21 protein-coding genes and 2 pseudogenes are annotated in these 24,549 nt (G+C 58.2%); 9 read left to right on the forward strand and 14 right to left on the reverse strand.

The features are described 5' to 3' along the window. The 3 genes and pseudogenes from JKL46_RS24915 to JKL46_RS24925 all read left to right on the forward strand — a co-directional run. A pseudogene (locus tag JKL46_RS24915) lies at positions 1-200 on the forward strand (plasmid replication protein RepC); the annotation flags it as partial. Positions 201-327: 127 nt separating this feature from the next. Further along, positions 328-579, forward strand: coding sequence for a hypothetical protein (locus tag JKL46_RS24920; protein WP_201838449.1), 252 nt, complete (start codon positions 328-330; stop codon positions 577-579). Between the two features lie 171 nt (positions 580-750). Next, positions 751-1,008: a WGR domain-containing protein gene (locus tag JKL46_RS24925; protein WP_201838451.1), complete on the forward strand. Its 258-nt coding sequence runs from the start codon at positions 751-753 to the stop codon at positions 1,006-1,008. Between the two features lie 142 nt (positions 1,009-1,150). Here JKL46_RS24925 and JKL46_RS24930 read toward each other — a convergent pair whose 3' ends face one another. From JKL46_RS24930 to JKL46_RS24940, 3 genes are all read right to left on the reverse strand, one after another. Further along, positions 1,151-1,669, reverse strand: a complete 519-nt coding sequence (locus tag JKL46_RS24930) for a flavodoxin family protein (protein WP_201838452.1) — start codon at positions 1,667-1,669, stop codon at positions 1,151-1,153. Between the two features lie 90 nt (positions 1,670-1,759). Continuing rightward, positions 1,760-2,707 (reverse strand): tyrosine-type recombinase/integrase, encoded by a 948-nt coding sequence (locus JKL46_RS24935; RefSeq protein WP_201838453.1) that lies wholly within the window; start codon positions 2,705-2,707, stop codon positions 1,760-1,762. 121 nt (positions 2,708-2,828) lie between these two features. After that, positions 2,829-3,176 carry a hypothetical protein gene (locus tag JKL46_RS24940; protein WP_201838454.1) on the reverse strand — a complete coding sequence of 116 codons (348 nt, stop codon included), beginning with the start codon at positions 3,174-3,176 and terminating at the stop codon, positions 2,829-2,831. Between the two features lie 118 nt (positions 3,177-3,294). On the opposite strand from JKL46_RS24940, the gene JKL46_RS24945 reads away from it, so the two are divergent. The 5 genes from JKL46_RS24945 (at position 3,295) to JKL46_RS24965 (ending at position 7,991) form a co-directional block, all read left to right on the forward strand. Continuing rightward, a complete protein-coding gene (locus JKL46_RS24945) occupies positions 3,295-3,771 on the forward strand; it encodes an antitoxin Xre/MbcA/ParS toxin-binding domain-containing protein (RefSeq protein WP_201838455.1) in 477 nt (158 codons plus the stop codon). 139 nt (positions 3,772-3,910) lie between these two features. Then, positions 3,911-4,888, forward strand: a complete 978-nt coding sequence (locus JKL46_RS24950; protein ID WP_201838456.1) for an antitoxin Xre/MbcA/ParS-like domain-containing protein — start codon at positions 3,911-3,913, stop codon at positions 4,886-4,888. Between the two features lie 459 nt (positions 4,889-5,347). Beyond that, positions 5,348-5,785 carry a hypothetical protein gene (locus JKL46_RS24955; RefSeq protein WP_201838457.1) on the forward strand — a complete coding sequence of 146 codons (438 nt, stop codon included), beginning with the start codon at positions 5,348-5,350 and terminating at the stop codon, positions 5,783-5,785. A 723-nt stretch (positions 5,786-6,508) separates the two neighbouring features. Continuing rightward, positions 6,509-7,492 (forward strand): P-loop NTPase family protein, encoded by a 984-nt coding sequence (locus tag JKL46_RS24960; protein ID WP_201838458.1) that lies wholly within the window; start codon positions 6,509-6,511, stop codon positions 7,490-7,492. Between the two features lie 25 nt (positions 7,493-7,517). Beyond that, the gene (locus tag JKL46_RS24965; protein ID WP_201838459.1) at positions 7,518-7,991 is read left to right on the forward strand and encodes a hypothetical protein; all 474 of its coding nucleotides are present in this window, start codon (positions 7,518-7,520) and stop codon (positions 7,989-7,991) included. Positions 7,992-8,144: 153 nt separating this feature from the next. Here JKL46_RS24965 and JKL46_RS24970 read toward each other — a convergent pair whose 3' ends face one another. The 3 genes from JKL46_RS24970 to JKL46_RS24980 all read right to left on the reverse strand — a co-directional run bounded on the left by JKL46_RS24970 (position 8,145) and on the right by JKL46_RS24980 (position 12,847). Further along, the gene (locus JKL46_RS24970; protein ID WP_201838460.1) at positions 8,145-9,047 is read right to left on the reverse strand and encodes a hypothetical protein; all 903 of its coding nucleotides are present in this window, start codon (positions 9,045-9,047) and stop codon (positions 8,145-8,147) included. Positions 9,048-9,248: 201 nt separating this feature from the next. After that, positions 9,249-10,862 carry a coiled-coil domain-containing protein gene (locus JKL46_RS24975; protein WP_201838461.1) on the reverse strand — a complete coding sequence of 538 codons (1,614 nt, stop codon included), beginning with the start codon at positions 10,860-10,862 and terminating at the stop codon, positions 9,249-9,251. 1,046 nt (positions 10,863-11,908) lie between these two features. Next, positions 11,909-12,847 (reverse strand): LysR substrate-binding domain-containing protein, encoded by a 939-nt coding sequence (locus JKL46_RS24980; protein ID WP_246529510.1) that lies wholly within the window; start codon positions 12,845-12,847, stop codon positions 11,909-11,911. A gap of 322 nt (positions 12,848-13,169) precedes the next feature. On the opposite strand from JKL46_RS24980, the gene JKL46_RS24985 reads away from it, so the two are divergent. Beyond that, entirely contained in the window at positions 13,170-14,144 is a 975-nt protein-coding gene (locus JKL46_RS24985; RefSeq protein ID WP_201838462.1) for a quinone oxidoreductase family protein, read from the forward strand. Positions 14,145-15,316: 1,172 nt separating this feature from the next. Here JKL46_RS24985 and JKL46_RS24990 read toward each other — a convergent pair. From JKL46_RS24990 to JKL46_RS25025, 8 genes and pseudogenes are all read right to left on the reverse strand, one after another. Then, entirely contained in the window at positions 15,317-16,651 is a 1,335-nt protein-coding gene (locus JKL46_RS24990) for a hypothetical protein (RefSeq protein ID WP_201838463.1), read from the reverse strand. A 113-nt stretch (positions 16,652-16,764) separates the two neighbouring features. Beyond that, positions 16,765-19,041 carry a DEAD/DEAH box helicase gene (locus JKL46_RS24995; protein WP_201838465.1) on the reverse strand — a complete coding sequence of 759 codons (2,277 nt, stop codon included), beginning with the start codon at positions 19,039-19,041 and terminating at the stop codon, positions 16,765-16,767. A 709-nt stretch (positions 19,042-19,750) separates the two neighbouring features. Then, the gene (locus JKL46_RS25000) at positions 19,751-20,887 is read right to left on the reverse strand and encodes a hypothetical protein (protein WP_201838467.1); all 1,137 of its coding nucleotides are present in this window, start codon (positions 20,885-20,887) and stop codon (positions 19,751-19,753) included. Between the two features lie 258 nt (positions 20,888-21,145). Continuing rightward, entirely contained in the window at positions 21,146-21,880 is a 735-nt protein-coding gene (locus JKL46_RS25005) for an RES family NAD+ phosphorylase (protein WP_201838469.1), read from the reverse strand. Continuing rightward, a complete protein-coding gene (locus tag JKL46_RS25010) occupies positions 21,855-22,253 on the reverse strand; it encodes an MbcA/ParS/Xre antitoxin family protein (RefSeq protein ID WP_201838471.1) in 399 nt (132 codons plus the stop codon). The genes JKL46_RS25005 and JKL46_RS25010 overlap by 26 nt, the downstream gene beginning before the upstream one ends. Before the next feature lie 242 nt (positions 22,254-22,495). Continuing rightward, the gene (locus JKL46_RS36930; protein ID WP_201838473.1) at positions 22,496-22,603 is read right to left on the reverse strand and encodes a DUF433 domain-containing protein; all 108 of its coding nucleotides are present in this window, start codon (positions 22,601-22,603) and stop codon (positions 22,496-22,498) included. Continuing rightward, positions 22,600-22,779 (reverse strand): annotated as a pseudogene (locus JKL46_RS25020) (MbcA/ParS/Xre antitoxin family protein); the annotation flags it as partial. The pseudogene JKL46_RS25020 and the gene JKL46_RS36930, both read right to left, overlap by 4 nt. Positions 22,780-23,021: 242 nt before the next feature. Next, positions 23,022-24,215 (reverse strand): PDDEXK nuclease domain-containing protein, encoded by a 1,194-nt coding sequence (locus tag JKL46_RS25025; RefSeq protein WP_246529511.1) that lies wholly within the window; start codon positions 24,213-24,215, stop codon positions 23,022-23,024. Positions 24,216-24,549 lie beyond the last annotated feature (334 nt).

A 24,549-nucleotide genomic window follows, 5' to 3' on the forward strand; every position in this document is an offset into this window, starting at 1 on the left:
CCGTGGCCGAGATCGGCCTGGTGCGGGCCGCGGTGACGGTGATCTACGTGCTGCAGCTCTACGACGACGACGTCTCGCGCGGCGAGGGCCGGATCAAGAACCCGGGCGGCTATTTCCGCGCCATGGCGCGCCTGGTCAAAGCCGGCCGCATCGACCTGGGCGTCGAGCTCCTGGCCATGCGAAGACGCAGGATGTCGTGAGGGGAGGGGATCCTGCGCGCACCGATAACTGGCTTGCGCCGAGTGTCCGGTGGGCAACGTTGGAATGGTCAGTTCGCTCATCACAGGAGAGCTGTCCGCGTAGGACGGAGAACAAGGAGGCAAAGGTATGGTGTTGATTTCAACCGTCGTAGGCGGGCTCGTCCTCTACGTGATCTTCGAGCGGTACCTGAAGAAGGCTCTGCAGCGGACCCGGGTCGGGGACAAAGCCGTTGAGACCGGCTCCCTGATCACCGCTATTGTTGCCGCGGGGCTGGCGGCCGGCAGCTTGGCCTACACACTGACGTCGATCGGTGCTCTCGAGGAGCGTGTCATGGCGCTCGAAAAGGCTGCACGGAACCTCCCTCAGGGGAGACAATAACGACGTGGATGAGGGGAGGGGAGAAGCCAGGCACGAGACGAGCGAATATGCCCTGTGAGTTGCTGCGCTGACATTTCGATGGTTTGGTACATCACGGATTTGAATCGTTGCGGCGCAATGGATTCATCACTTTGATTGGACCTCACTTCGCGCCCTGCGCAACATGGAGGCATGTCCGACGACACGATACAGTACCTGGTCCTCGACAGGGTTGAACCCGCCTGCAACATGGCTCGCTACTATGTCTTAGCGATCGAGCCCAGCCTGTTTGGCAACCCCACGCTGATCCGCGAGTGGGGCCGTATCGGATATCCGGGGCAAAGGAGGATAGAGCTTCATGACAACCAATCATGCGCGGTGGAGGCTCTTGAAACGTGGCTTCAGCGAAAGCGGAGGCGTGGCTACCAGCTCAGAAATGGGTCGACCTGATAGTTGCAGGTTGTGTGCGCGATCTCTTCCTCTGAAATCGGAGATGCAGAGGCTGACCAGCTATGCCGTGGCAACAAAGAGTCTGCTTGCTGACGAGTGGCGCCTGCCATTCTATCATGTTCATAACGCACTATCTTGCCGTCTAGAACATTCCAATACTCATGCCCGCCGCGAGTGCGGCCCCGAGTTCCTCGCAGCGCTTCAGATCGTCTGGGCCTATGACTTTAGGGGCCAAGATCGCTTCTGGCGTCTGCGCGTGCGTGCAGACAATCAGCGGATCAGCAATGGCCTTGAGCCGCCACCCGGTCGCAATCCGCGCAAGCTGACGTGCTGCGCTGTGACCGTCGCTTCCGGCGCAGATCAGCATCGCGTAGGGGCGCCCGCTGATCCGATCGAGCGCCGGATAGTACGTTCGATCGAAGAAGTCCTTCATCAGCCCGGCCATGGCTGCCAGATTTTCGGGAGTGCCGAAAATATAGCCATCCGCTTCGAGAACATCAGAAGCCTGCGCGACCGGTGCCGGAAGCAGGCGGACGCGGACGGTTGACTCCGACGCTGCTCCACGGGCAGCGGCTTCAACCATCTGGCGGGTACCACCGGTCATCGAGTGATACACGATCAGCAGAATTTTCATCGTGCCTGGCAGCAACAGGTCATTCATCGGCTGAGATCCTGAACTCGGTGGCAGGTCCGAATTGGTACGAACTCCCAAATTCCAACACCTGATCGGTGAGATCGGCTGCCCGGATCCTCAAATTTCCAGTTCTTCGTTGAGCGGGTGGAGGTCGCGGACCATCTGGTGCAGGCGCGAGGTGTCGAGATGGGTGTAGATCTGGGTGGTCTCGATGCCGGCGTGGCCGAGCAGCTCCTGCAGCACGCGCAGGTCGGTACCGCCGGAATGCATGTGGGTGGCAAAGGCATGGCGCAGCACGTGCGGTGACACCCGCTCAGGGCTGGCCAGCCCTGCCGCCACCGCCGCTTCCTTGATCTCGAGCAGGGCCGCCTGGCGCGTCAGAGCCTTGACTCCATTGCGCACCGGGTGGAACAGCCAGGGGGAGGGCGCTCCGCCGGAATAGGCGCCGGCGAGCTTCTGCCACAGGGCGATGGCCGCGATGGCTCCGTCGTGCAGGGGCACGAGGCGCTGCTTGTCGCCCTTGCCGCGCACCAGCAACATGCGGGTGCCGGGAGGCGCGGCATCGGCGGGCAGGGACAGGGCCTCGCTGATGCGCATGCCTGAGGCATAGAGGGTCTCGAACAGGGCCGCCCGGCGGGCATAGCCAGCCTGCCGGTAGAGGCCGACCAAGGGATCGGCTGCCAGCCGATGCGCCGTCTCGAGCAGCGCTTCCGTCTCGGTGATCGACAGGACGAAGGGCAGCTTGCGCGACCGCTTCATGGCCGACAGATGGGCGGTGGGATCGCGCGAGCCGAGTTCCTCGGCGATCAGGAACTTGTGCAGGCCGCGCGCCACCGTGATCCTGCGGGCGATGGTCGAGCCCGCGTAGCCGCGCCCATCGAGACCAGCGATGTAGTCCCGGATCTGCTCCAGGCCGACATCGTCCAGGCCGAGGCTGTTCTCGTCGAGCCAGGAAAGATAACAGTTGAGATCGTCGGTGTAGGTGGCAATGGTACCTACCGAGGCCCCGAGTTCGGTTGCCAAGGCATCGAGCCAGAGCTGGGCCAGCCGTTGATTGCTCCGCATGAAATCCTCCCGATCGGGAGCAACATGGCACGGCATCCGTTACGGGCTTCTTGTCAAAACTCCGCAGAACCCACCTGCCATGATCTAAATTCTCGGCAGAGCTCGACCAACACGACTGGTTTCATACTCTGAGGGTCTTGAGCTTGTTTCGGCGGTTCGGGTCCTGCTTCAGCGGGAGCACCGTCACAATCATCTGTTCTCGTCGCTGGTAGACGATCCTGACCTTCGGGGATGCTGAGAGATTGCGGCGTGTCAGTTTGGCGATGACCATGACCCTAGGGTAGGGGTCCCAATACGGACTCGCAAAAGCAGCTCGGTACTTGAGCTCGATCCGATCAACGAGGTCGATCAAAGAGTCTGGTTCATAATCGTCGAGATTGTAGCGCTCGCGAAACCGCCGGAGCGCATGGATCGTCCAGTGGCGTTCGATCGCCGCCATGATGTCCTGATAAGGCTCGGTGGAGGCCATGACCGCTCGACAGAGAACCCCATACCCATGATCGGGATTATGTTTCACGTCAGCACGATGGCAATCGCAGCCTCCAACCGAATTGGCCGTAATCAGCCGTGATGCTAGACTCTCGTCCATGACAGAGATGGCCGACGAGATCCGCACCCTGATTGCTGATCTTTACGATGACCCTGAGGACTTCCTGACGAGGCCTCACCAGTGGTTCGGCGGGCGTTCGCCGGTCGAGCTCATGGCGACGGAGGCAGGCGAGTTCATGCTCCTGAAGTTCCTTCGCGGGGGAGACCACATGCCGCCCATTGAACCGGATCGAGACTTCAGGCCCTACACTGCGGCAAACACCGACCACTTCATTGAGCGGGTCATCGCCCGTCTCGAGCGTCAAATCGAGCGGCTAAGATCCCTCAAAGGGACCGATCCCGAGATCGCCGCGGTTATCGGAAAGGCACAAGAGGTCTTCGGTGAGCAGGGCCTCATCTGGTTAGTCGAGCATAATCAGGTCCTGCAAGCCACGCCGCTGGACCTTATTGCGCAAGGGAAGATAGGTAGGGTCCTCACGCTACTGGGTCAGATCGAGTATGGAGTGTACGTATGAGAGCAGATGAGTGACTATCGCTAAGTGCATCGGTGATCCGCTTGCCAGACCGCCAGTGAACAATCGGAAAGTCATTGGAGACACACATGGCATCGACAAAATTCGCGGATCAGTGAGATCAACGGAGGATCGTACTGACATGACCGTGTCAACGATAGCCGAACTGACAGCGGCCGGTGAGGTACGGAAAGCCGAGTTGGTCAAATTGGCTGGTGGGCTCTACATGCCCTCGTACGTCGCCGCGATCCTCAAAATCCCCGAGCCGCTGATTGAGGAGAGGCGTAAGACGGGCGAGCTTATCGCTGTCGAAACAGTAGAAGGCTACCGCTATCCGGCCTGTCAGTTCACGCCGGACGGAATCGTGACGGGACTCTCCAAGGTCTTGGCCGTGATGCCGATCCGGGCCGATTGGAAGCGGCTTGAATGGCTCCTGGTCCCGGATGATGCGCTGGAAGGGATTTCCCCGCTTGAGGCTCTGAGAGCAGGGCGCCTCGAGGACGTCATCGACATTGCTCGGGACCATGAAGGACAGGATCCGAGGCGGGTTCTGTCAACAGAGGAGACCCCTGGCGGCAATACAGCCCTCCTTGCAGATGATCTTGCAGATCTTGACCATGAGGCATCTCGGGAAGTGGAATACGGCCCTCGGCCTTTGGACAGACCGCTCGGCGCTCCCAGGAACGGCGTACTCTTCATCCAGGGATCCGGCCTTGGGCCATTGGTCAGCCTGGAACAGGGTGCAGCGCTGCTGGACGAAATCACAGTCGATGATGACTCGACGGATTGGGCAGCATCCGAACTCCTGGCTGCTGACCGCATGGTGGAGAAGCTCGGTATCTCCGCCGCGACGCTCGAAAGTTGGCGAGAGAGCGGGACGGTCATTGCCTTCCGCAAAGACGCCCATGGGTTCGTCTATCCGGCGCGCCAGTTTGATCATTCCCGACCGGTCGAAGGACTTGATCGGGTTGCCGGATATTTCCCATCACCGGAGGAGGCGTGGGAGTGGCTGGTCACGCCCAATCCGTACACCGATAGCGCGGCACCGATCGACCGACTGCGGTCAGGGCACATCGAAGAGGTCATTCGGGCTGCAGAAGGTGTCAATGACTACCAGTAAGGATACGAGCTCAAAGCGAGACGACTTGGCCTTGTCACAGCTCGTTTGTAGACTTTCGGGTATTGGACCTGCAAGTCGGATGTCAGGCTACAACGAACGGAAGAACCTCTCGACCCCTGTGCCAACCTTACCAAGGATGGAAACATGATCTCCGTCGACCTCGATCAATCGAGAATTGCTCGTGATGTTCGCAATCAAAACCCTCGCAGGTTACGTGGCCACCTCAATCCAGCAATTCGGCACCTTGGATGCCGACTACGTCCGTGATGACAAAATAAGTTTACGGACGACTTGAACAAAATACGCTGCGCTGTCCCAGGCGTACCGTCAGCTTTTGCCATCCAGCGTCTGGCTCGACATCTCAATTGGAATGGTCAAAGATTGATCCTAGGGCGGATCGATGTTTGCCATAGGCGTGGCATAGTCCGTTACTACTCGTCGTCAGTCAAAGAGTAGCCTATGAGCCCATCGTCACACTGGACCCTCTTCATCGCCCGTCCTGGAAACGAGCGCCGGCATGTCATCAGGGATCCTCACGGCGAGCCCCGGATCATCTTCGGCGATGACAATGGCACGCGGATCAACGATCATCTCGCTCGGTGCATCGTCGAGAGTCTGAATGCGGATCTCCGTCCAGAAGACCCGAACCCGAATGAGGGCTGGTTCCTGCAGTGCCGGGGATCCGACGAGGAGGATCCGGCCATTCTCATTTGCGACCCTGATTTCGACATCCGGCTCGAGATCCTCGACACGGAGAACGACGACGAGGATCAGGCACTGGGCCGAAGGATCGTGGCGCTGATCAACACCTACTTCGTTCTCAAGGAAGGGGCGCATCCAGGCACTTCGTCTTTCCAGTCACCGCCAGGAAAGCCGCAGACCGGGTCCGGGCGCTGAATGATCGGGAAGTCAGCCACTCTAAAGTCCGCAGCCACAAGCTTGATCTACGGCCAGAGACTTCTTGTCAAAAGTGTTGTTACACGAAATTTACTCCGTCATGGTTGGATTATTCTTTGATGTTCGAGTTCTATTAATGGATCAATCGGCCTGAAATGGCTTATGGCTTTTCATTGGACGTGTTGACGTGTGGTCAGCAGGGGCTGGCAGATTGTTAAAATCCAATCTGCAGCAAACAAGGCAAGCGAGGCCCTGGGAAACCTGGCTTCACCACCAACAGCATCGCAATTGCTAGGTGCGGAACACCTGAATCGCGAGCCATTCCTTAATTGATGCTCAGTGATCGCATCCGTCGGGCAGGCGATCATCCTATCACAGATTGAATGGCATGCCCCGACCAAGAGGCGTCTCAGCTGAGACGCCTGCGATGCCGGTTTTAACAACGCATTGTGCGGACCATGGCGCAGTTGGCGCCAGTGAGGAAGGGGAAGGAGGAAGACCCCAGAAGATACAATCCCAAGGAAGAACGATGGGAAGGCACCTGGATCAGTGTAGGGCAAGACAAGGCAAATCCCGCAAAAGGACAAGCACGCTTCGCTTGAGGCCGAGCCACAACGGTGCGGCCTTGGAGAGGCTGACAGCGTCGCGCCCTGCAACAGGCTGGTCTGCGTCACAAAAGCGCCAGCTACCGTCCCATCACCCTTTCCCCACGAGACACACTTCATGTCGACACGTTCCCTCACCGTTGACGAGGCCATACGCGAACTCGTCACCCAAACACAAAGGCAACTCATCGGCCAGGATGCTGCTGTCGCGGCCTTTGCGGCCGAGATCTGCCGGCACCTCGCCCTCAGCCCGCAGCAACACAGGCCTGGCGTGTTCCTCGTCGTAGGACCCAACGTCGACGACGACCATCTCGGGCTGCCTTTGGGCCTTGCCGCTAGCTTTCGTCATACCGGCGGACTGTATGAACTGGCCTCCAGTCATGGCGAGGATCTGGCCCATATTTTTGCACCGGACTCCGGTGGAACTGAAGTCCGCTCTCTGCTGCGCATGGTGAGGGAGAATCCGGCTGCCGTGTTCGTATTGCAGGATATCGACAAGGCCCACCCTAACCTCGTCAAGACCCTCCAGAGCTCCTGGAACCAAGGCTTCGTGGACGAAGACGCTGGCGAAAGGATTTCTCTGGCCGAGGCGATCTTCGTCCTGACCACCGAGGTTGCGCAGGAGGAGATCGGACGGATCGCCCGCAGCGAGCCGGATCCCGACAAACTGCATGTGGCATGCCTGAAGCTCCTCGTCGATGCCGGCTTCCCGGCTTCACTCCTCAAGTGCATCGATACCGCGTTTGCCCTGAAAGCTCTCACCCCGGGCGAGGCAGTCCTGGAGCACTGCCGCAGCTTTGCCGAGCAGGTTGCCTCGCATGGCCTTGTTCTGGAGCAAGGCGGGATCGATGGTCGGATCCTGGCTCATTCCATGGACCCATCGGTCGAGCCCCGTATCGAGGATGCCTTATTGCCGCGCGAAAGGCTCGATGCGCGGTTGGCGCAGGCGAAAGCTGCGGGCGCTCACACGGTGCGGCTGGTGCTGGGCGAGGAGATGATCAAGGTCATCCCGGCCGGCGAGCTATCAACACAGGAAGCGACAGACACATCAGCCGATGCGCAGCCGGCTACCTCTTCTGATGAGGAGGCGAAAGGTGAGTAAGGGTGCAGGAAATCAAGACCTTCCGATGGAGGCGCGGCTCGAGGCGCATGGGTTGTTGGACCGTCTGACGATGGATGGGGCGACGTTTTCCCGTGAGAATGCGCGGCGCTTGATCACGCTGATTCCGGTCACGCCCCGGCGGCGGTTCTCGTTCACCGGCCTGTTCCAAGGCCGCGGGCCTGGCCTGCGCGGGCGGGCTGCCGGGGTCGGCGACGTGGAGCTGGATGAAGAGGGTAAGGAACGTCGGGTATCCTGGAATGCCCCGATGTCCTACAGAATCGGAGGCTATGTGCTTACTCATACGCCCGGCCAGATTGTGATCGAGCTCATGTGGATCGCCACCCGCGAGGACTTGTCCGGTCAGAGTTGTCAGCTCCTTTACGAGGCTGAGACAGGCGAGCCAAAAGCGATGGAGATTTCCGTTCAGAAGATGTTGACGTTGCTGTTCATCCGCTTGGCCTACATTTCGTATGCGCCCTGGAAGACGCCGGAAGGGTGACAAGCAGGGAGCGGCTAATCGCACAGTCGGTGGCGGGCCAGCTTCTTAATAAGGAAAGGCTGAGCCCGCTGGAGCCGAATTGGTAGGTTTGTCGCGCCCGCGGGCCGTCCATTTTGGTTTCCGAGAATAGTCGGTACTGGCTGATCTCAGCCATCACCGCACAGCTTGCGCGAATGCCTGTAACCCTTCCCAGATGCGCCGAAGTAAGTTTCTCCGATTGTTTCTGCTGCGTCCCTGTGAGGGTGGAACGGCTTTTTCGGAGCTATCCCCTTGGACTGGAGGCCGGCGCCGCGTTGGACGGCGTGCAGAGGACGACCGCTTCTTCACGGCGCGCTTCTCGTTGACAGCCGCATTGGCTGCCTCAATTAAAACATCCCATTCAGCGGCAGCCAGTACAAACGAGCGGATGCGCGGCCCACGGATTGCTATCGTCCAAATTGAGGTAAGTTCGATTGCTTTCTGGCGCTGCTCGTCACTGACCCATTTACCGCGGAACAGATCGACCATTTTCTCAACCGGGCGTTTCTTTTTCCCTGAAGAGTTCCGCGGGACTGGGTGATGCGTGATTACGATGAAGTCCATGTCATCAGGGAACTGGCTCGCAGTGCCATAGGATGCGCATGTCCCGTCTTCGTCAAAGAAATCAATAAGTGCGTTGAAGCTGGAGGCGGCTAATTCGCGAGGCAGCCCGTCCTCCAGCCTTATGCTAATCCACCACTTGGAACGAGTTTCGACTGCTCTTTGGTGTTCCTCTCGACTGACCCATACCAAACCGGTCAAATTGCGGTCATTGGCGACGACTAATTCGTTTGGGTCGATATCTATATTGCGTTCGAAACAGATACTTAAGCCGCACTCATGGCGAGGAAATCTGATCATTTTCGAGCTCGAGATCTCGGATTGTAAGTTGCACAGATTGTGAATGACCCTACGATTCGGCCGCAAAGGCGAGCCGCGGTGATCTGCAAGACGCTCAAGCGCCTCAGGCTGCATCGGAAAAGATGCTTCGAGCGGATATAATACTTTGCCTTCTATCACTTGACGTTCTTGCAGCAACTGAGGCCTTCCATAAGACACATGGGCGGGCTCACTAGTCATCATTCGCCTCCGCAATTCGCGGCCTCAATGAGGTGATCATATTTCCAGACCCTGGCCGGGCTTCTTGTTAGGCCGCTGCCTGATAACTTTGACTTGCTCGAAACCACTTTGCGCTTCAATGAACTTCTCCTGGCCTTCTCGTGAGAGTTGCTGCTGAATCTACCCGATCCGGTTAAGTGCGTTGGACAGAATTCCCATTTGCTTTTCAACCTGCGCCTCGCCCTCAGCTAAGTTGGCAAAGAGTTGCTTTGCTTCCTGGAGTTTACGTTTTGCCGCGCTCTGTTCTGTTAATGTCTGCGCGGCAATCTGGTGTAGCTTCAGAAAGCTGTCGAATGCGAGAAGGAGCGGATCCATTGCAGGCTGCAACTCAAGCTGTTGCTTAAGAACGTCCTTCGATGGGATCTGTCCTCTGAAAATTCTGTCGACACCCATCTCCAGCGCCTCTGCCCACTTGGCCTGAGCATTGGATTGCTGATCCACTTTCTCGCGCTCCTGAGCAATCGCCTTTCTCTCAGCTATGAGATTAATGTGATCGCGAGCTACTTCTGCCTTCGTGGTTTCCAGTTGCCGCCGATCTTGATCAACTGCGGCGCGCGCGCTCGTCAATTCGTTCCTCAGCTTTCTCACGTCGCTTTGTTCTGTTTCCAGGTCAGCGCGGAGATTTTCAATGAGCTGGTCCGCTTCACGTATCTTAGTTGCGTGCTCTATTCGCTCCCGGGCCAGACGCTCTTCTTCCGCTTTAAGTTTCTGCTTCTTCTCAGCGAGATCCACTTGGTCGCGTCGGAGTTGCGCTTCCGTGCTGGCGAGTTCGTGCCGCGCAGTCGTGAGGCGCTCGTCCTCCTCATCCAGCCGGCGGAGTCTGTCTGTTAGCTTCGTCTCGGTTTTCTTGAGACCGGCTTGAGCCAACTCATAGGCATCCTCGGACATCTGGATTTCTGCGTGCAAAAGGTTTCGTTCTCGTTCCAGTTCGTGAGCGTGGGTCATGATTGCCTGAGCCTCATCGGTGAGCCTCTGGCGTTCCTTCTCCACCTCCGCCTTGTCCCGGCGGGCCTGCTCCATGATCGTCTCGGCCTCTGCCACCAAGGCCTTGGCATAGGCGGCCTCAGCCTTGAATGCGGGCACTGTGAGGTTCTCTCGCCCAGTCTCGCTCTTCCGGTCACCACGCTGGATGCGTGGATCGAGATGTTTGGCGCAATACGCAGCCCATAGAGTCTGTACACCGGAATAACCCGTCTTTTCGCCACTCTGCTCCCGCCAGAAGGCGTTGAGCTTGCTCACGGAGATCTCAAGGATCTCCGACCCTCGGCTCCCGTCTTTCCGAAGACGGTTGGTGCGGGGGAAAACCGGTGCGAGGTAGATGTCGACCACACCACCGCCTTCCTCGTCGAGATCCATCCTGGCTGCTACCACACCCTTGACGTCTTGAACGAAATCTAGCGCCGCTTGATAGAGAAGTCGGTTGCGTTCGTTCCGCTCATCGTGCAGATCCCCGACTTCTCTGATCCATCCCGGCGCCACATTGAGCTGTAAATTCACACCAAGAGGCGCACCCTTCCGGTAGCGAGCGCCGAAGTGCTTGGGGGCGGCTTTAAAGGCAGCGTCGTAATCGCGCGGCCGCTCCGGGATCACCGCGCTGCAAGCCCATCCTGCCATCGGAACTGCACCGGGCCGCACCGAGGCGCTGGCGTCACCCTCGCGCAAGGCATGTTTGACCTGGGTTCTGACATATCCCCTGGTGCGCATGACCTTAACCCCGACCGACGCGTGAAACATAGGTGGCTCCAACTAGAGGATTCCGATGAGACGCTCTCGCTGCTCGGCAGGACCGATCAAGAGATGCCAAGTGAAGGGTGAGAAAATTAATTTATAAACACACTAAGGATTAATATTCGGCGATAATTAAATTCTAGCTCAGCGAGAATGTCTTGTCATCTAGAGATTTTGCCAAAGTAGTCGATATTTTGTAGTGAAAGCGATAGGGTTATCGCGGTTGCAGTGCGCATTCTGAGTCATAGAATACGAAGCATCGCTCTCGAATACAGCAAATTCACTGAAAAATTTGAGGCACGACGACTTGCACTGCGTTGATCATTGCGGGCTTGTCCTGCCCGTAGCTGGAGCGCATGTGTGCAAGCGATGAGGCCGGGCGGCTTGCATAAGGACGGATGGGATGGGCAATTGCGTGCGAGCCGAGTGCAACCGGCAGGGACGCAATCGTTTCACAGCACGGCTGGCTGTTATCGACCAATGCCGGGCGTGACTTCCTCTCAACTGAAACAATCAAGGCACCCGGTGGTGCAGTCGTCCCGCCTGCCATCCCCTGTGAAACCGCACAGCGGGACAGAACCGCGATCCCGTGTGTGCATGCGGCGTTGCCGTTCCGCACATCAGGGGCGTCTCCCGGAACGGGCCAAGCGGGTCTGACTGCAGCGAGAACGACAGTGACCATATCCTCGCGGCCAGCCGTCAGTGGTTTCTAATTAGGGTGACAAGAGCCGCCGGTGAAAGTCCCTCGTGCGCAGGAGTTGCACCAGGGCAAGGAGGTGGCACCTGGCCGTCTCGGCTCACATGCCAAACAGTGGCCTTCTGAACTTCATGGCCCGTGGATCACTTGCCGGGGCGGGAGGCCGGCAAAATGGGACGATCAACGAGACTGGCAGGGAAGGAGGAGGACCATCTGGTTTCGGCAATCCTGAGCCCAGTGTCCAAGGGCAGCAATCTTTGGGTACCCATCACCTCCTTAAAGGCCATCAACGTCGCCGCCCGACGCGGTGTGGATCGTCATGGCTCGACAGTCGTTGCAGTCGTTCCCGGTTATTCTATGAAAGGTGGTCCAGCCGCTCGCGCAATCGGGGTGCGGCGAAGTCGAGAAAAACCCGCATCTTCAGCGGCAGTGTACCGCGTTCGGCATGGAGTAGATGGATCGGCAGCGGGGCCGGCTCGTACGCCGGCAGTACGATCTCGAGCTTCCCATCCGAAACAGCCTGCGCGCACTGGTAGTGCAGCACCCGGGTGACGCCCACGCCTTGCACCGCGGCCCACACCGCCGCCTCAGCCGTCGATATGATCAGACGCGGTCGCACCTTTACCTGAATGGCGGCTTTGGCACCTCGGCCCTGGAAGACCCAATTGGACCGGGCTGCAAGCATGTCGAAGCCTACACATGGCATGCCGGCCAGCTCATCCGGTGTCTTCGGATACCCATGAATGCTAAGGAGCCGAGGACTGGCACAGACCACCGTCCTCATGCTGCCGACCCGGGTCGCGATCATGCTGCTGTCCGGAAGCGGACTGATGCGCACCGCTATGTCGACGTGATCGTCGATCAGGTGAAGGTTCCGGTCCGACAGGACCAGCCGCACATCGATCTCGGGATACGCATCAAGGAACTCCGTCACAAGAGGAAGCAAGTGAAGACGGCCGAACAACACCGGTGCCGTCAGGACAAGCTCGCCTCGGGGCGTGATGAATTCCCCCGCCGCCATCCGCTCGGCCTCATTGACCTCCTCCAGAATGCGCCTGACGGCAGCGACATAGGCCGTGCCGGCCTCGGTCAGGCTCAACCTGCGGGTCGTGCGAATGAGCAATGGCGTGCCGAGACGGGCCTCCAGTTCGCCCACCTTCCGGCTGACGGTCGGCAACGGCTGAAGGTCTACGCCCGCGTCGAGGTGGTCGACCTTGCGAATGCGCCAGACCTGGCGGTTGAACTCAGCCATCCCGAATATAAGGCCAAGGTCGAGCGCGCCTTCGTCTTCCATCTCAAAGCTTTCGACTGGAACTGCCCGCAACATATCACGCCACGCTTCACGCTCGCCCAGATCGAGGAGGGGTTGGGGGCCATGCGGGATCGGATCGCCCACTTGGAAGCGGAGAACGCCGCCTTGCGGGCAAGGCTCGAACCTAGGGAAGCATGACGGCGGCAGATCCTTAGTCAGCCCTCCCGACGCAATTTGCCCGGGATCGAGAGGCTCAAACGCCCGCTCCCGGAATTCCGAGACGGGGCTGCTCGTCCTCCCCCTTGCGGACCGTCCATTGCCTCCTAAGGTAGGGCCACGATCGATCACGGACAGGAATCGCACCATGCCTCACGCCATTCGCTTCCATGAGACTGGAGGGCCTGACGTTCTCGTCTGGGAAGAGGTCGATCTCGGCGAGCCCGGAGCGGGAGAAGCCCGTATCCGCCACACGGCCATCGGTCTCAACTACGTCGATACCTATGTGCGATCCGGCCTGTACCCCGCATCCCTGCCAAGCGCTCTCGGGACTGAGGCGGCCGGCGTGGTTGAGGCGATCGGACCCGGTGTCACGGACGTGAAGGTCGGCGATAGGGTGGCTTATTCGGGAGGCCCCCAAGGAGCCTACGCCGAAGAACGCGTCATGCTGGCGGATCGTCTGGTCGTGCTGCCGGACGGCATCTCGGATCAGCAGGCAGCTGCGATGATGCTCAAGGGGATGACAGCGCAGTACCTTCTCCGGCAGACCTACAAGGTCAAGGAAGGCGACACGATCCTGTTCCACGCCGCTGCCGGCGGTGTCGGTCTCATCGCCTGCCAGTGGGCCAAGGCGCTGGGTGCGACTGTCATCGGCACTGTTGGCAGCGACGAGAAGGCTGAACTCGCCAGAACTCATGGCTGCGACCATCCCATCGTCTACGCGCGTGAAAACTTCGTCGAGCGGGTGAGGGAGATCACGAGCGGCAGGATGGTTCCGGTGGTCTACGACTCGGTCGGCAAGGACACGTTCTCCGCCTCGCTGGACTGTCTTGCCCCGCGAGGGCTTCTGGTGCTCTTCGGGCAGTCCTCCGGCGCGGTTGAACCGGTCGATCTAGGGATGCTGGCCCAGAAGGGCTCGCTCTACGTGACGCGTCCCACCTTGCGGACCTATGCAGACACGCGGGCCGATCTGCTGGCCATCAGCCGCGACCTGTTCGACGTCGTGCTCTCGGGCAAGGTCAAGATCGAGGTCAACCAGTCGTATCCGCTGCGGGATGCGGCCAGGGCCCATCAGGATCTGCAAGCGCGCAAAACCACCGGATCGACTGTCCTGACCGTCTAGGAGTCTTCACCCGAGCGAGGCACCCGCCTTGGCATGACGTTCCTGCCTACATCTTCTCCGATCTGGATATGGTCGTTGAAGGGGAGCATCGCCAATGCTGTCAGTACACCGGCCAATCTGTCGCCCTGGCCACCAATCGGCATGTCGGCCCTAACGACTTCAGTGATCTGTCAGCGATCTCGGGAGCCACCATCCGGCGGGATCGCCTCGAATGACCATAAGGCTGAGATTCAACCTCCAGAACGCCTGCTTCAGAAGGACTGTGCGGGGTTAACACCGATACGTCTGCGGACATACCCGAATAACAAGGCCGAGGCCAATCATCCGATCCGCTGCTCAGGAATGTCCTGCTCGACGAGAAGAGCTCTGATGGCAGCGTGTGGATCGCTAGCAGGATCAACCGCCGAGATATTGTGAGGGTTGTTACGAAATTCTCAAAGCATGAGGGTCTCTGAGAACCGCAGTCCACCGTCATTCACATTCAGCGTCCGCGTCGGGTTTTTATGTTCTTTTTGTCGCTCGAGAAAGCAAGGCCCGAACAGAGCCCGGCCTGGAACGCTTACGTTTGGCCCCCGAGGTGAAGTATGTAAACCTGGGCGTGATCGGGTAACACTCCAGACATCAACCCGTTACGGCGGTCCTGCCTTTTCCATATCCACAGGTCGGAACTGCCACAGCTCGACGGATAAATCCCGGCTCATCATTCCGACACCATCAATGCTCGCCGAGGAGGAGCGGCAGCGCAGGAAGCAGCAAGAGGAGGTTCGCCGATTCAAGGCGGTCGCAGAGGATTTTCGTCTGCGCGAAGGTTGGATTAGGGCCCAAAGGCAGGAGCGAAGCGTAGGACTGGGAATCTGGGCCCCTCAATCGAGGAAGCCTGAAAATTGACCGTGGAGCGGCGTGGAGTTCTGGATGGGGCCGGATCCCTGCGCCCGCCACGAGCCGATGGCAGTGACCCCAGCCTCCAACAGGTCCTCGTTGCTTATAGGTCGAACTTGGTCGGGCATGTCGCATCCCTCCAGAGATGTAAAGGTACCGATTCCGCGCTCAAGTGCTATCGGATTTTTGTGCGTTTGTTTGCAAGCGGTGGTAAGGGAAGAAAGTCGGTCGCCATGAGAGTAGATACCCGTTTGAGGATATCTACCAAGGCGCGTCAGCTTCAAGAGCAGTTGTCAAACCAACCGTGCTTCTCCCGATCTCTCGTATAGCCGTATAAGTGCATCATCGACGCTGGATGGCCTCGGCTCCCGCATTCTTCTCCATACGGGGATGTTTTTCGCCGGGCCGGCGTCGGATGAGTAGTCGAGCAGTGAGTCATAGTCATAAAGGAGGTCAAGATCATATGCAGGGTCGGCTCTCAAGATAAGCTCACGACGTGACGTCTCCTTTGGCCATTGCAGTAAATCGATGATCTGAGCATACTGGCGTCGCTGATCAGCGCTCGCTTGGCCCTCGACCATATAGTCGAATTTCGCCAAGGCATCCAAGTCATCTTCGGTAAAACTATTGCTTGCCCGATCGAGCATCAGCGTGTCGACAAACTCAAACCGCAAGCGAATCCACGGCCATATTGTTCTCCGAGCGTGTTCGCGCTGGATATCTTTCCAGATAAAATTTTTTCCGTTTTTGATAAAGCTCTTCATATCACGATACGGCGTCATGGCATCACACAGCTTCTCTTCCTGTTCGTCCTCCGGTAGGTGGCCGTATCTTACCACTTTTACCCATGCCTTATAGTCATCTTCAGGCATATCCTCGATGAGGACCAATGCTGTGAGGTTAAAAGTCTTTTCAAAATTCGGGTAGAGTGAAGTCAGCTCTAACGGGAATCTTTCCTCATCGCACGGATCCGAAAAGTCATAGCATCTTCTGCCTTCGCACATTTGCTTGCACTCCTCGGTTGCCTCGCCCTCGAAGCTCACAAACGCATTTTGACGTGCGACTTTCTCAACTTGCTCCTGACGTTCGGCCTCTAAAGCTGCCTCGCCGCTGTCGGAAGATTCGAACGTCGGATGCTTCTGATCCAGACCATTGTTGTCAGATTGTTGGCCGGCGGGAATGGGCTGCTCAAGACCGAGAGGCGATTCTGAGGCCGTGTGAATTACGATATGATCACCGCCTGCGCCGGAATCCGGCGGGCTCACTCCACGCATAATGTCCATGACCGAATTTTTCGTCACACGAACCTTCGCTCGCGACTTGCGCAGACGGTGAGGATCAGACCGATCATGAACTTCTGTTTGGTCGTTCGGCAGCAAGACGTGACGGTAGTCCCGTAAGAGATCCTCAGCGACTTGGCTGTTGTATTTTCCACCAGACGTTACCTTGTCAAGGAACTCAAGCTGCTGGCGGATCACCTGATCCTTGCGTTCGAGTTCCCCAACGACGCGTCGGTAGGCCGTCGTCGCATCTATCTTCAACGACGCGATTTCGTTCAGTTGGTGCTTCAGGGCATTGCGCCAAGCCGTCGGCCGCATTTTGCCCCATGGATAAGGAAACGAACCCATGTCTATCTCATAATCTTTATGAATTACGAATTGCATACTTTCAGTACTTGGCCCGCGAACCGGTGCAATACTGGCAGATTCAAACGTTGGAATCAGGTGCTGTCATACGCCGATCAGGCACGTCTAAAGATCGAGCGTAGACTCATATCATTGAGGGCGCTGAGGAGTGTGCGAAGCTCTGGTCGATCAAAGATATCATCAGCATCTATCAGAGCGTGAGAAAAGTCGGTAACGATCCAGCCTGCGTACTGAAGCTGCTGTTTTTCGGACTCTTCTTCAAGGGGATCAGTGGTACCGGTAAGGTAGATTATGCCGATATACCGCGAAGAAATCTTTTCTCGTTCTCTTTGATCCTTCCGGACCAATAGTGCGCGTCCGAACCTGCTGACGGTGTAGTCCTCGGCGGCGAGGCGCTTCACCAGTGGACTTTGTCGTAATGGCTTACCCGCTAACGCGCGATGCCCAGCTTGGGCGGCGTGCAGATGGAAGCGGAGAGCTTCTACTCCCTTACTGCCCGTCATCGGCAAAGTTGTCGCCCCATACGCGCTGAAAATCGATGTCCGATAGCGACCACGGGTCATCATTACGTTGACACGATTTTCGCCGTGTGGGGCAGATATTGGACCCAGATTCCGGTGGTACTCACCGGTCTCGGTGCGTCCATACGCAAGCGATACAAAAATCATATCGCGCTCTTCCCCCTGAATGTCCTGGATGGACCGAACGAACAAGCACGCTGTCGCGGGGATGGCCGTGTTCCCATTGTCGCTTTCCAGAAGCGTTTTAATGAGGGCGCGTTGAGGTTCATTCATCGTGATGATGCCGATTGTGTAATCAGGATTCGCTCTGACCTGTCCGCGAACCGCCTCTACGATCGCCTCGGCTTCCAATACGTTCGTTCGTGACTTGCGATCATAGACGCTTTCGACATAGTGATAGTGGAGCCCAAACTTGTCCGCTGGGAGAGGCGATGGAACTGTTCGAAGTTCGGTATCGTACTCAAGCCGGTTAGAAGTATCGATCAACGATGGGTGCCGTGATCGATAATGACGTTTGAGCATCTTGCTCTGAAAGCCCACCCGTTCGGCAGCAGACAAGAGACTCATTGATACCATATCGTCGGTATCAATTGTGCCTTTGAAAGATGTGGGAGGGTTCGGAGGCATTTGTTTGCTATCGCCGCAGACGATGATCTGCTTCGAAGTACCAATAGCTGCGGCCGCTGATGATAGACGCATCTGAGACGCCTCGTCGATGATCAGCATGTCGAAGCGCCAGTCCTGTGGTATGTACAGAGCGAAGGCCTGTGGTGACGTCAGGATAGCTCGAGGACGCGCCTGCTCCGAACAGGCTATTAGTATGCTCTGGATGTGAGAGCTTTCAGTGACACCAAGGCGGCTGGCGATACCTGCCTTGTCGAGCCCTGTGCCCTGAAGCATGAGCGCAGTAGCGGAGTAGTCGGTCTTCCTGAGGCGCTCCCACACGACCTCAACGGCGTTCATTTTCTCGGCCATGAACAGGACGCTTTTTCCGTCGACTATCGCATTCGCGATTAAATTAACGATTGTTTGCGATTTGCCGGTGCCGGGTGGTCCTTGGACAACGATTTCAGGACAGCCCTGGCGGACGAGTGTAATGATCTCATTTTGAAAGCTGTCCCTGCTGGCCGCTTGCGCGTTTTGTGATTGAAGGATCGAAGGTTGCCATGCCGGAGGCTGGGTCGCGGCGAGTTCGGCGGCATCGTTTGCGACGGCCAAGCGCCGAAGCGTCGCATGTGTCAGCAGTTGAGGGTGCCTTTCGGTGTCAAGGCGGTCGGCCATGGCCTGACCGGTCTGGGGAAAAAGACCGAATACGGCACGGTCCTCGAAGCCAGGGAGTTCGTTGACGCTGTGAGTCCATTGTTCATTGAGGAGATCATTCGGCAGATGCTCTTTAGGAATGCCGATGTTCCGGAGGAGGTACGGGTTGGTTTCGTCGGAAAGCGGTGCACCACGCATCAGGATGCGATCAGGCCCGACCTCCAGTTGAACGGACTTCAGGATGAGTGGGGCATAAAGCAGCTTTTCGCTTTTCGGGTGATTCCAGGCGGCGACGCCAAGACCAAGTCGGATGGCAGAAAGTCCTTGCCGATCCTGCAGCAAAGCATCTTCTTCCAGGATCTCGCAGAGTATCTCCCGCGCGAGTGGTAGCGGAATCTGTGTCTCGAGGTCTTTGCCGATCTCAAGAATCTGCCCAGCGTCAAGTGCATCTCGGAGTGCACGCGCAGATCCTTTTAGAACCAGCATCCGGCGACTGCCGTTAGCAGGCAGATTGATAAGCCGATTTCTAAGCGAGTTGTCGTAAAAGCTGAGGCGCATGGCCTCGATGCGGGCATGGAAAATATCGGACATGGTTTGTCTTGCAACATGCGCTGCATGGAACCTCGCGTTCGGGCTTCCGTCAGCAGCTTTTGAAGGTGGGGTGAGCCGCGTCCCGAGGGGGCAGCGTCATGCGATGCTTCAACGGCGTAGGAGAGCCCGATTAGGGTTCGATCCGTACGTAGACTCGTCGCGAGAAGTCTAACCAGCTATGGAATTCTGGTGACGCGCCAAATTGCGCCCTTCGCTCGGCAATGAGCAACGCCAGCGGCAACCCGCCTTGGTGCGGGCTGTCTGGAATCGACGCGCTGTCAACTTGGAGATCGCACGGCGTCCTCGAGCCCAGGGCTTCGGTTATGAATGAAGCACGTGTGTAACGCTGGCAGGACGATGCAAAGGCGAGGGCAGGGGAAGTTTTAATCACTGAAGCCATCCGAGTATGGGATGACCTGCATTGGATTCGGCACGGGCAGGACTAAAGGAACGCACCCCGCGAGCCACTTCCCTGCAGGGGCCGCCGCGGGGACCCATCTGCACAGTGACCGGGGGATGTGGCCTCAAAGCCCGATCAGAATCCCAAGCGCTCTACGTCGCCATGACAACGCGGGTCGTGTGAAGTGGCCGCCCGGTCGTATGGGCGAGCATTATCAACGTTATAAATTAATGTCAAGCGGACCCTAGACATATCGATAGCAGGGTGCGTTCGATTTCATTTGGGCAGGCCGCACTTGCCCCGCGATGATCAGCCCCTTGGTTGCTTCTTGGTGTCGATCAACTGCAGGGAGCCGCTCGTGCTGGTGAATCGGGGCTTATCCAAGTTCACGTTTCCCAGTTTCCAGGACTGAAGGATCACCGTCGTACCGCCGATCGACTTGGGCTTCACGCCGCCCTCGGGTGCCCGCTCGATGCTCAGAGCCGTGCCGCTCCAGTCGAGCAGCAAGCGGTCATCGGATCCAAATCCCGCCCGATCCCATAGCGCGCGCGGCAGGCGGATCGAGGTGTAGTACCGGTTCGTGCCTCTGGCATCTGAAATGGACTTCACTACGATATCGGCAGGCCCGCTCGCGACGGTCTCGTTCTTCGCCGTCCGCCTACCCTTATTCCGCTGGGGCAGTTCATGCACCTGCGGCTCTGCAATGGGTGCTGGCTCGGCATCGACGGCCTGCGTCTGGGCGGGACCTGCGTCAGCCTCCGCCGGGGTGACGTGATCCGGCACAGGTGGCAGCACCGGTGGGAATGCCTCGATGGCACGGGCAACCTGCCGAAGTCCGTCCGAGAGGCCCTCAGCCGATTGGGTGAGGGCAGGGGGCAGATTGGCAAGGGCATCGATCTGACTCCTGCCAAGCGCCACCAACTGGCTCATCTGTGCGGCCATGAGCTCAACGGCGGCGCGCAGGCCTTTCAAGTCCGCCGCGATCGCGACGAAGGTCTGCTCTGCTTTATCGGACAGGGCAGGAGACGGTGCAGGCGGAGCCTTGGTGTCTCGCGCCTGTGGCGGGGCGGGCTGCCTGTCTCTAGGCCGGAAGACCTCGGCTGCCAGAGCCTCAGGCTTGCCCAGGTGCCGGGCCAGGATGTCAGCCGTGTCCCGTTGCCGCGCGTCCATGGCTTTGGTCTCGCGACGCTGGCCGGCGGGCTCCATCTTCTGACCATCACGCGGACGAGCGAGGCAGGCTGGGCAAACGTCAAAGGATGCCGCCCGGCCAAGCAGCCAGCCGCGATCCGTGAAGTAGCCCCTGACGGCGTCATTGCTGGTGGGCCTTGACGCTTCGTAGCTGTCGGTAGCGGCACAGTCCGAGCAGTGGACGGTAAAGCGAAATTTCGAGGGCGCGCCGCCACTGCGGGTAATCTGCGGCTCGAACTGACGTGCGATACCGGACATTGGGATAATCCTGATCGTTAGTAGAAAAGAATCCGAGACGAAAAATCCTATGTCTCGGCCGTTCGGCATCAAAGTGAGCCGCGGAGATGAGCAGGCACTTAGCGCCTTAACCGTAAGATGCCAAGAGGCTGATCAATAAGACCTAATGCTGTCGCAACAGCGGTGGAGTAGGCAATTTGGAGACTTGGAATTGCGTGTCATGAAGTAAGGGCAAATTGTTAGATATGTGCGAGCGGTGAGGAGATTGTTGTAAATTTCTTACGAGGCCGTCGGGATAGGGAACCACTCGCTCAGGCTATAGTCGAAGTAGCGTGTCACCGTCTGGCCATTCCATTCGTACTGGAGATGACGTTCCTGGCGCGGGATGCCGACAACATCCGGCCAGAAAGCCGCAACGCATTGTCCATGCCGGAGGCGCACGCTCGGATAAACAAGTCCGTTGCTGTGCTGCTCGCGGAGTGAACGGGCAAGGGCTTGGCCCGCATGATACTCGCTTGGATCGAGTACCGCGGCACGGTGCTCTTCAGGCAGCAGAGCTCTCACGTCATGAAAGCTGTTCGAGATGCTGCCAACCAGCACTCGCATATCCTCTCGCCGGGCAGGATCATTTGCATCGCGTGCAAACGCCGCAAAGTGGTGGATTGTCTCCGCGATCGCCGTCTCAAGACTGTCGGCTGCGTAGTACACCCCATACGTCCCATCGGAGAAGCGCGACCCTTTGGGGTTCACGTGGGTGAAGGACGCCATCACCCAAGAGGCGTTGACGCCGCTCACCCGACGCTCCGGCGGTACCAGCCTGATCTGTCCGACCTGATCCCGCACGCGGGGGTTGGTGATCTCCTCAAGTTCGATCAACGCATCCCAGACGGCAGGGTTGGACGAAACGCGCTCGAACAGATGGATGGGTGGAAAGCGTGAGGCAATGATGCGCCAAGCCTGGGTCCACTCAACCTTGGACTCATCGATCTCAAGACCAGGGGGCACGGGCAGCATCGATGTAGGTACGGACGGCAGCAAGATCGGTGACATCGCCCGCGGCCATGCGCTGGAGCGGAGCTTGTCCGCCGAAGAAGGCATTCGGCCGCTTGATCCAGCTGTCTGCAAGATCGGGCTGCGAGTAGACGATCTGCAGTCCTTTCCAGATGCCGGCGATGTAGCCGATCCGGCGGAGGGTGTCCTCGGAGATACGCCCGACTTTACCCTTTTTCCATTCATAGAAAGTTCGTTCGGCGGGCGAGCCAAGAAGCCTGCGGGCGACCGTGTTGTCGATCTCCCAGTGCTCCATGATGCTGAAGAAGCCCTCAAGCGCGAGTCGCTGCCGGTCAACCGGCATCCGTTCGGCAACAGCCTGTAGAGTTCCATTCATGCTACGCTCCCTGCGGTACTGCATAAATTAGGTCAATAACTGCGGAACTGCAAGAGTGGTTCGCTGCTATGCTTGCCAAGAGTTTGACCGTTCACAAGCATGAGGGGAGGCGCAAAGGCGGATTCAGGTATGTCCATTAACCTATTATAACATTTCGCATAACAAACGTTTTGACAAGAAGTCTAGCCGAAGCCGCCAGAATGCGATCCCGCAAGATCTCCGCCTTCATGGATGCCGCCGCGTCAACAGACTGGGACGCGTGTAACCTTGATGACCGGCGTACCACCCAGGATTTCGGGGTCGGTCGTGACAAGGTCGTGTACCAAGCTCGCGAGCCTCCTCTGGATCACGCATAGACGCCGGATCTTAAGGCATCGAGATAAGCGAGGACCTGATCTGCCTTACCCTCGCGGACGAGGTCAGACGCTGTCTTTCCGTCCCAGCCCGGAATCGGCTGATGCTTGAACCAGATCGCAGCCCGCTGCTCGCTGCCAGCCATCTCTTTAGCCATCGTGAGGATCCGAAGCGTCGCATCATCCATCACAAGCCATCCAACCAAGATTCACGGCGGCCAGTATAGGCCAGAGCCAACGCCGACACGATCCCCCATGTCCGATAGTGCCGGCGGCTGGCACGTCCCCTCGGTAACATCCGCGTCGGGTGGTCAGCGGCTGTTCAAGCGCTTCAGTGCCTCTAAGACCCGAGTGCCAATCTCAATGGCTTGCTTCGCTGCGTCTGGATCAACATCGAGGCCATGAGAAGCCTGGTTCATCGCCTGCAGCGCGATCTCGACTCATCCACACCCTCAAGGGCGATGCCGTCCAAGTCCAACTCCTGGAGCATAGGACCGATTCCGATACCACCAGTGCTTCGGCCGCGTGCTTGCAGCAGAAAGCGCAGTTCGCGCTCGATTTCGATCCGGAGCTTCACAGCTGACATCAAGGGGAATTCACGGGCGAGTTCCTCAGCCGTTGGCAGGTTGCCTTGGAGCTGGATCGGGAGCGAGGGAGAGAGGCGGTACTCAGCAACCCCCATCGGCTTGGCGGAATCGCGCAAGGCATACTCCACCACCACGGCGTTCTTTCCCTTGCAGAGGATGATCCCGATGCTTGGCCCATCAGTTTGGTGGCGAAGCTGGTCATCAACGGCTGAGAGATAGAAGTTCATCTTCCCGGCGAACTCTGGCTTGAAGTCCTCGATCTTGAGTTCGAGGACCACGAAACAGCGCAGACGCAGATGGTAGAAGAGCAGATCGAGGTAGTAGTCCTGGTCACCCACCTGAAGAGGATATTGGCTGCCGACGAAGGCAAAGCCCTTGCCGAGCTCAAGGATGAGGGAGCGGAGATGATCCAGGAGGCTGCGCTCGAGTTCGCGCTCGGACATGTCGGGACCGAGTGCCAGGAAGTCAAAGCTATAGGAATCCTTGATCAGCTCCCTGGCGAGCTCTGACTGGGGTAATGGCAAGGTCCGTTCGAAGTTGGTGATAGCATTGCCCTGGCGGTGGTACAGGCCGCTTTCGATCTGGTGGACCAGGACATTGCGGCTCCAGCCCTGCTCGATGGCTTGACGGGCGTACCAGAGACGCTCGGCCGGACCCTTAACGGTCTCGACGAGGCGCACGTTGTGACCCCACGGCAATCGTGCAACAACCTGTTGCACGATCTCCTGGTCAGGATAGGCCTCGGCAAACGCCCGCATGTATTTGAGGTTTCGCCCTGAGAGGCCGGTCATGTCCGGAAACGCCCGTCTGAGATCGTCGCCGAGCCGGTCGATGACGCGAGCTCCCCAGCCTTCCGATGCCTGTCGGACAAGGATGTCCTGGCCGATGCTCCAGTAGAGCAGGATCAGCTCTTGGTTCACCGCGACGGCAGCCCGGAGACGAGCGGCGCGGATCCGCTCCTTGAGCTCGCTTAGGAGCGCCGTATAACCGTTGAGTTCCGGTGTGGGAGGCAAGCTCACCATGGTTCAACTCTAGCAGGGACAAGGTAAATCGCTTTAGCCGAAAGTTGTTACTTTTTAGCTCCTGATGTAAGTCGTTTATTAACGAGATAACATTTCGCATAACATATCTTATGGAACTTAAATTGATGAACTCCTTGAGGGAGATGGGCTTTTGGCCCTTTTCAGCTGACCGTTCCTTGACGGCGCAATCGAGTCGGCAGTTGCTGACCGTCTCAGCGCATCTCGATCTGGAGGCCGTCATAGGCCGGCTCGATATGCGGTGGCAGTTCGCGGCGCAGCGTCTCGTAGTCGAGACAGGCGCCGCCTTGCACCGTTCAAACTACCACCTCAGCGC

Source organism: Microvirga zambiensis WSM3693, assembly GCF_016735695.1.
GTDB classification, from domain to species: domain Bacteria; phylum Pseudomonadota; class Alphaproteobacteria; order Rhizobiales; family Beijerinckiaceae; genus Microvirga; species Microvirga zambiensis.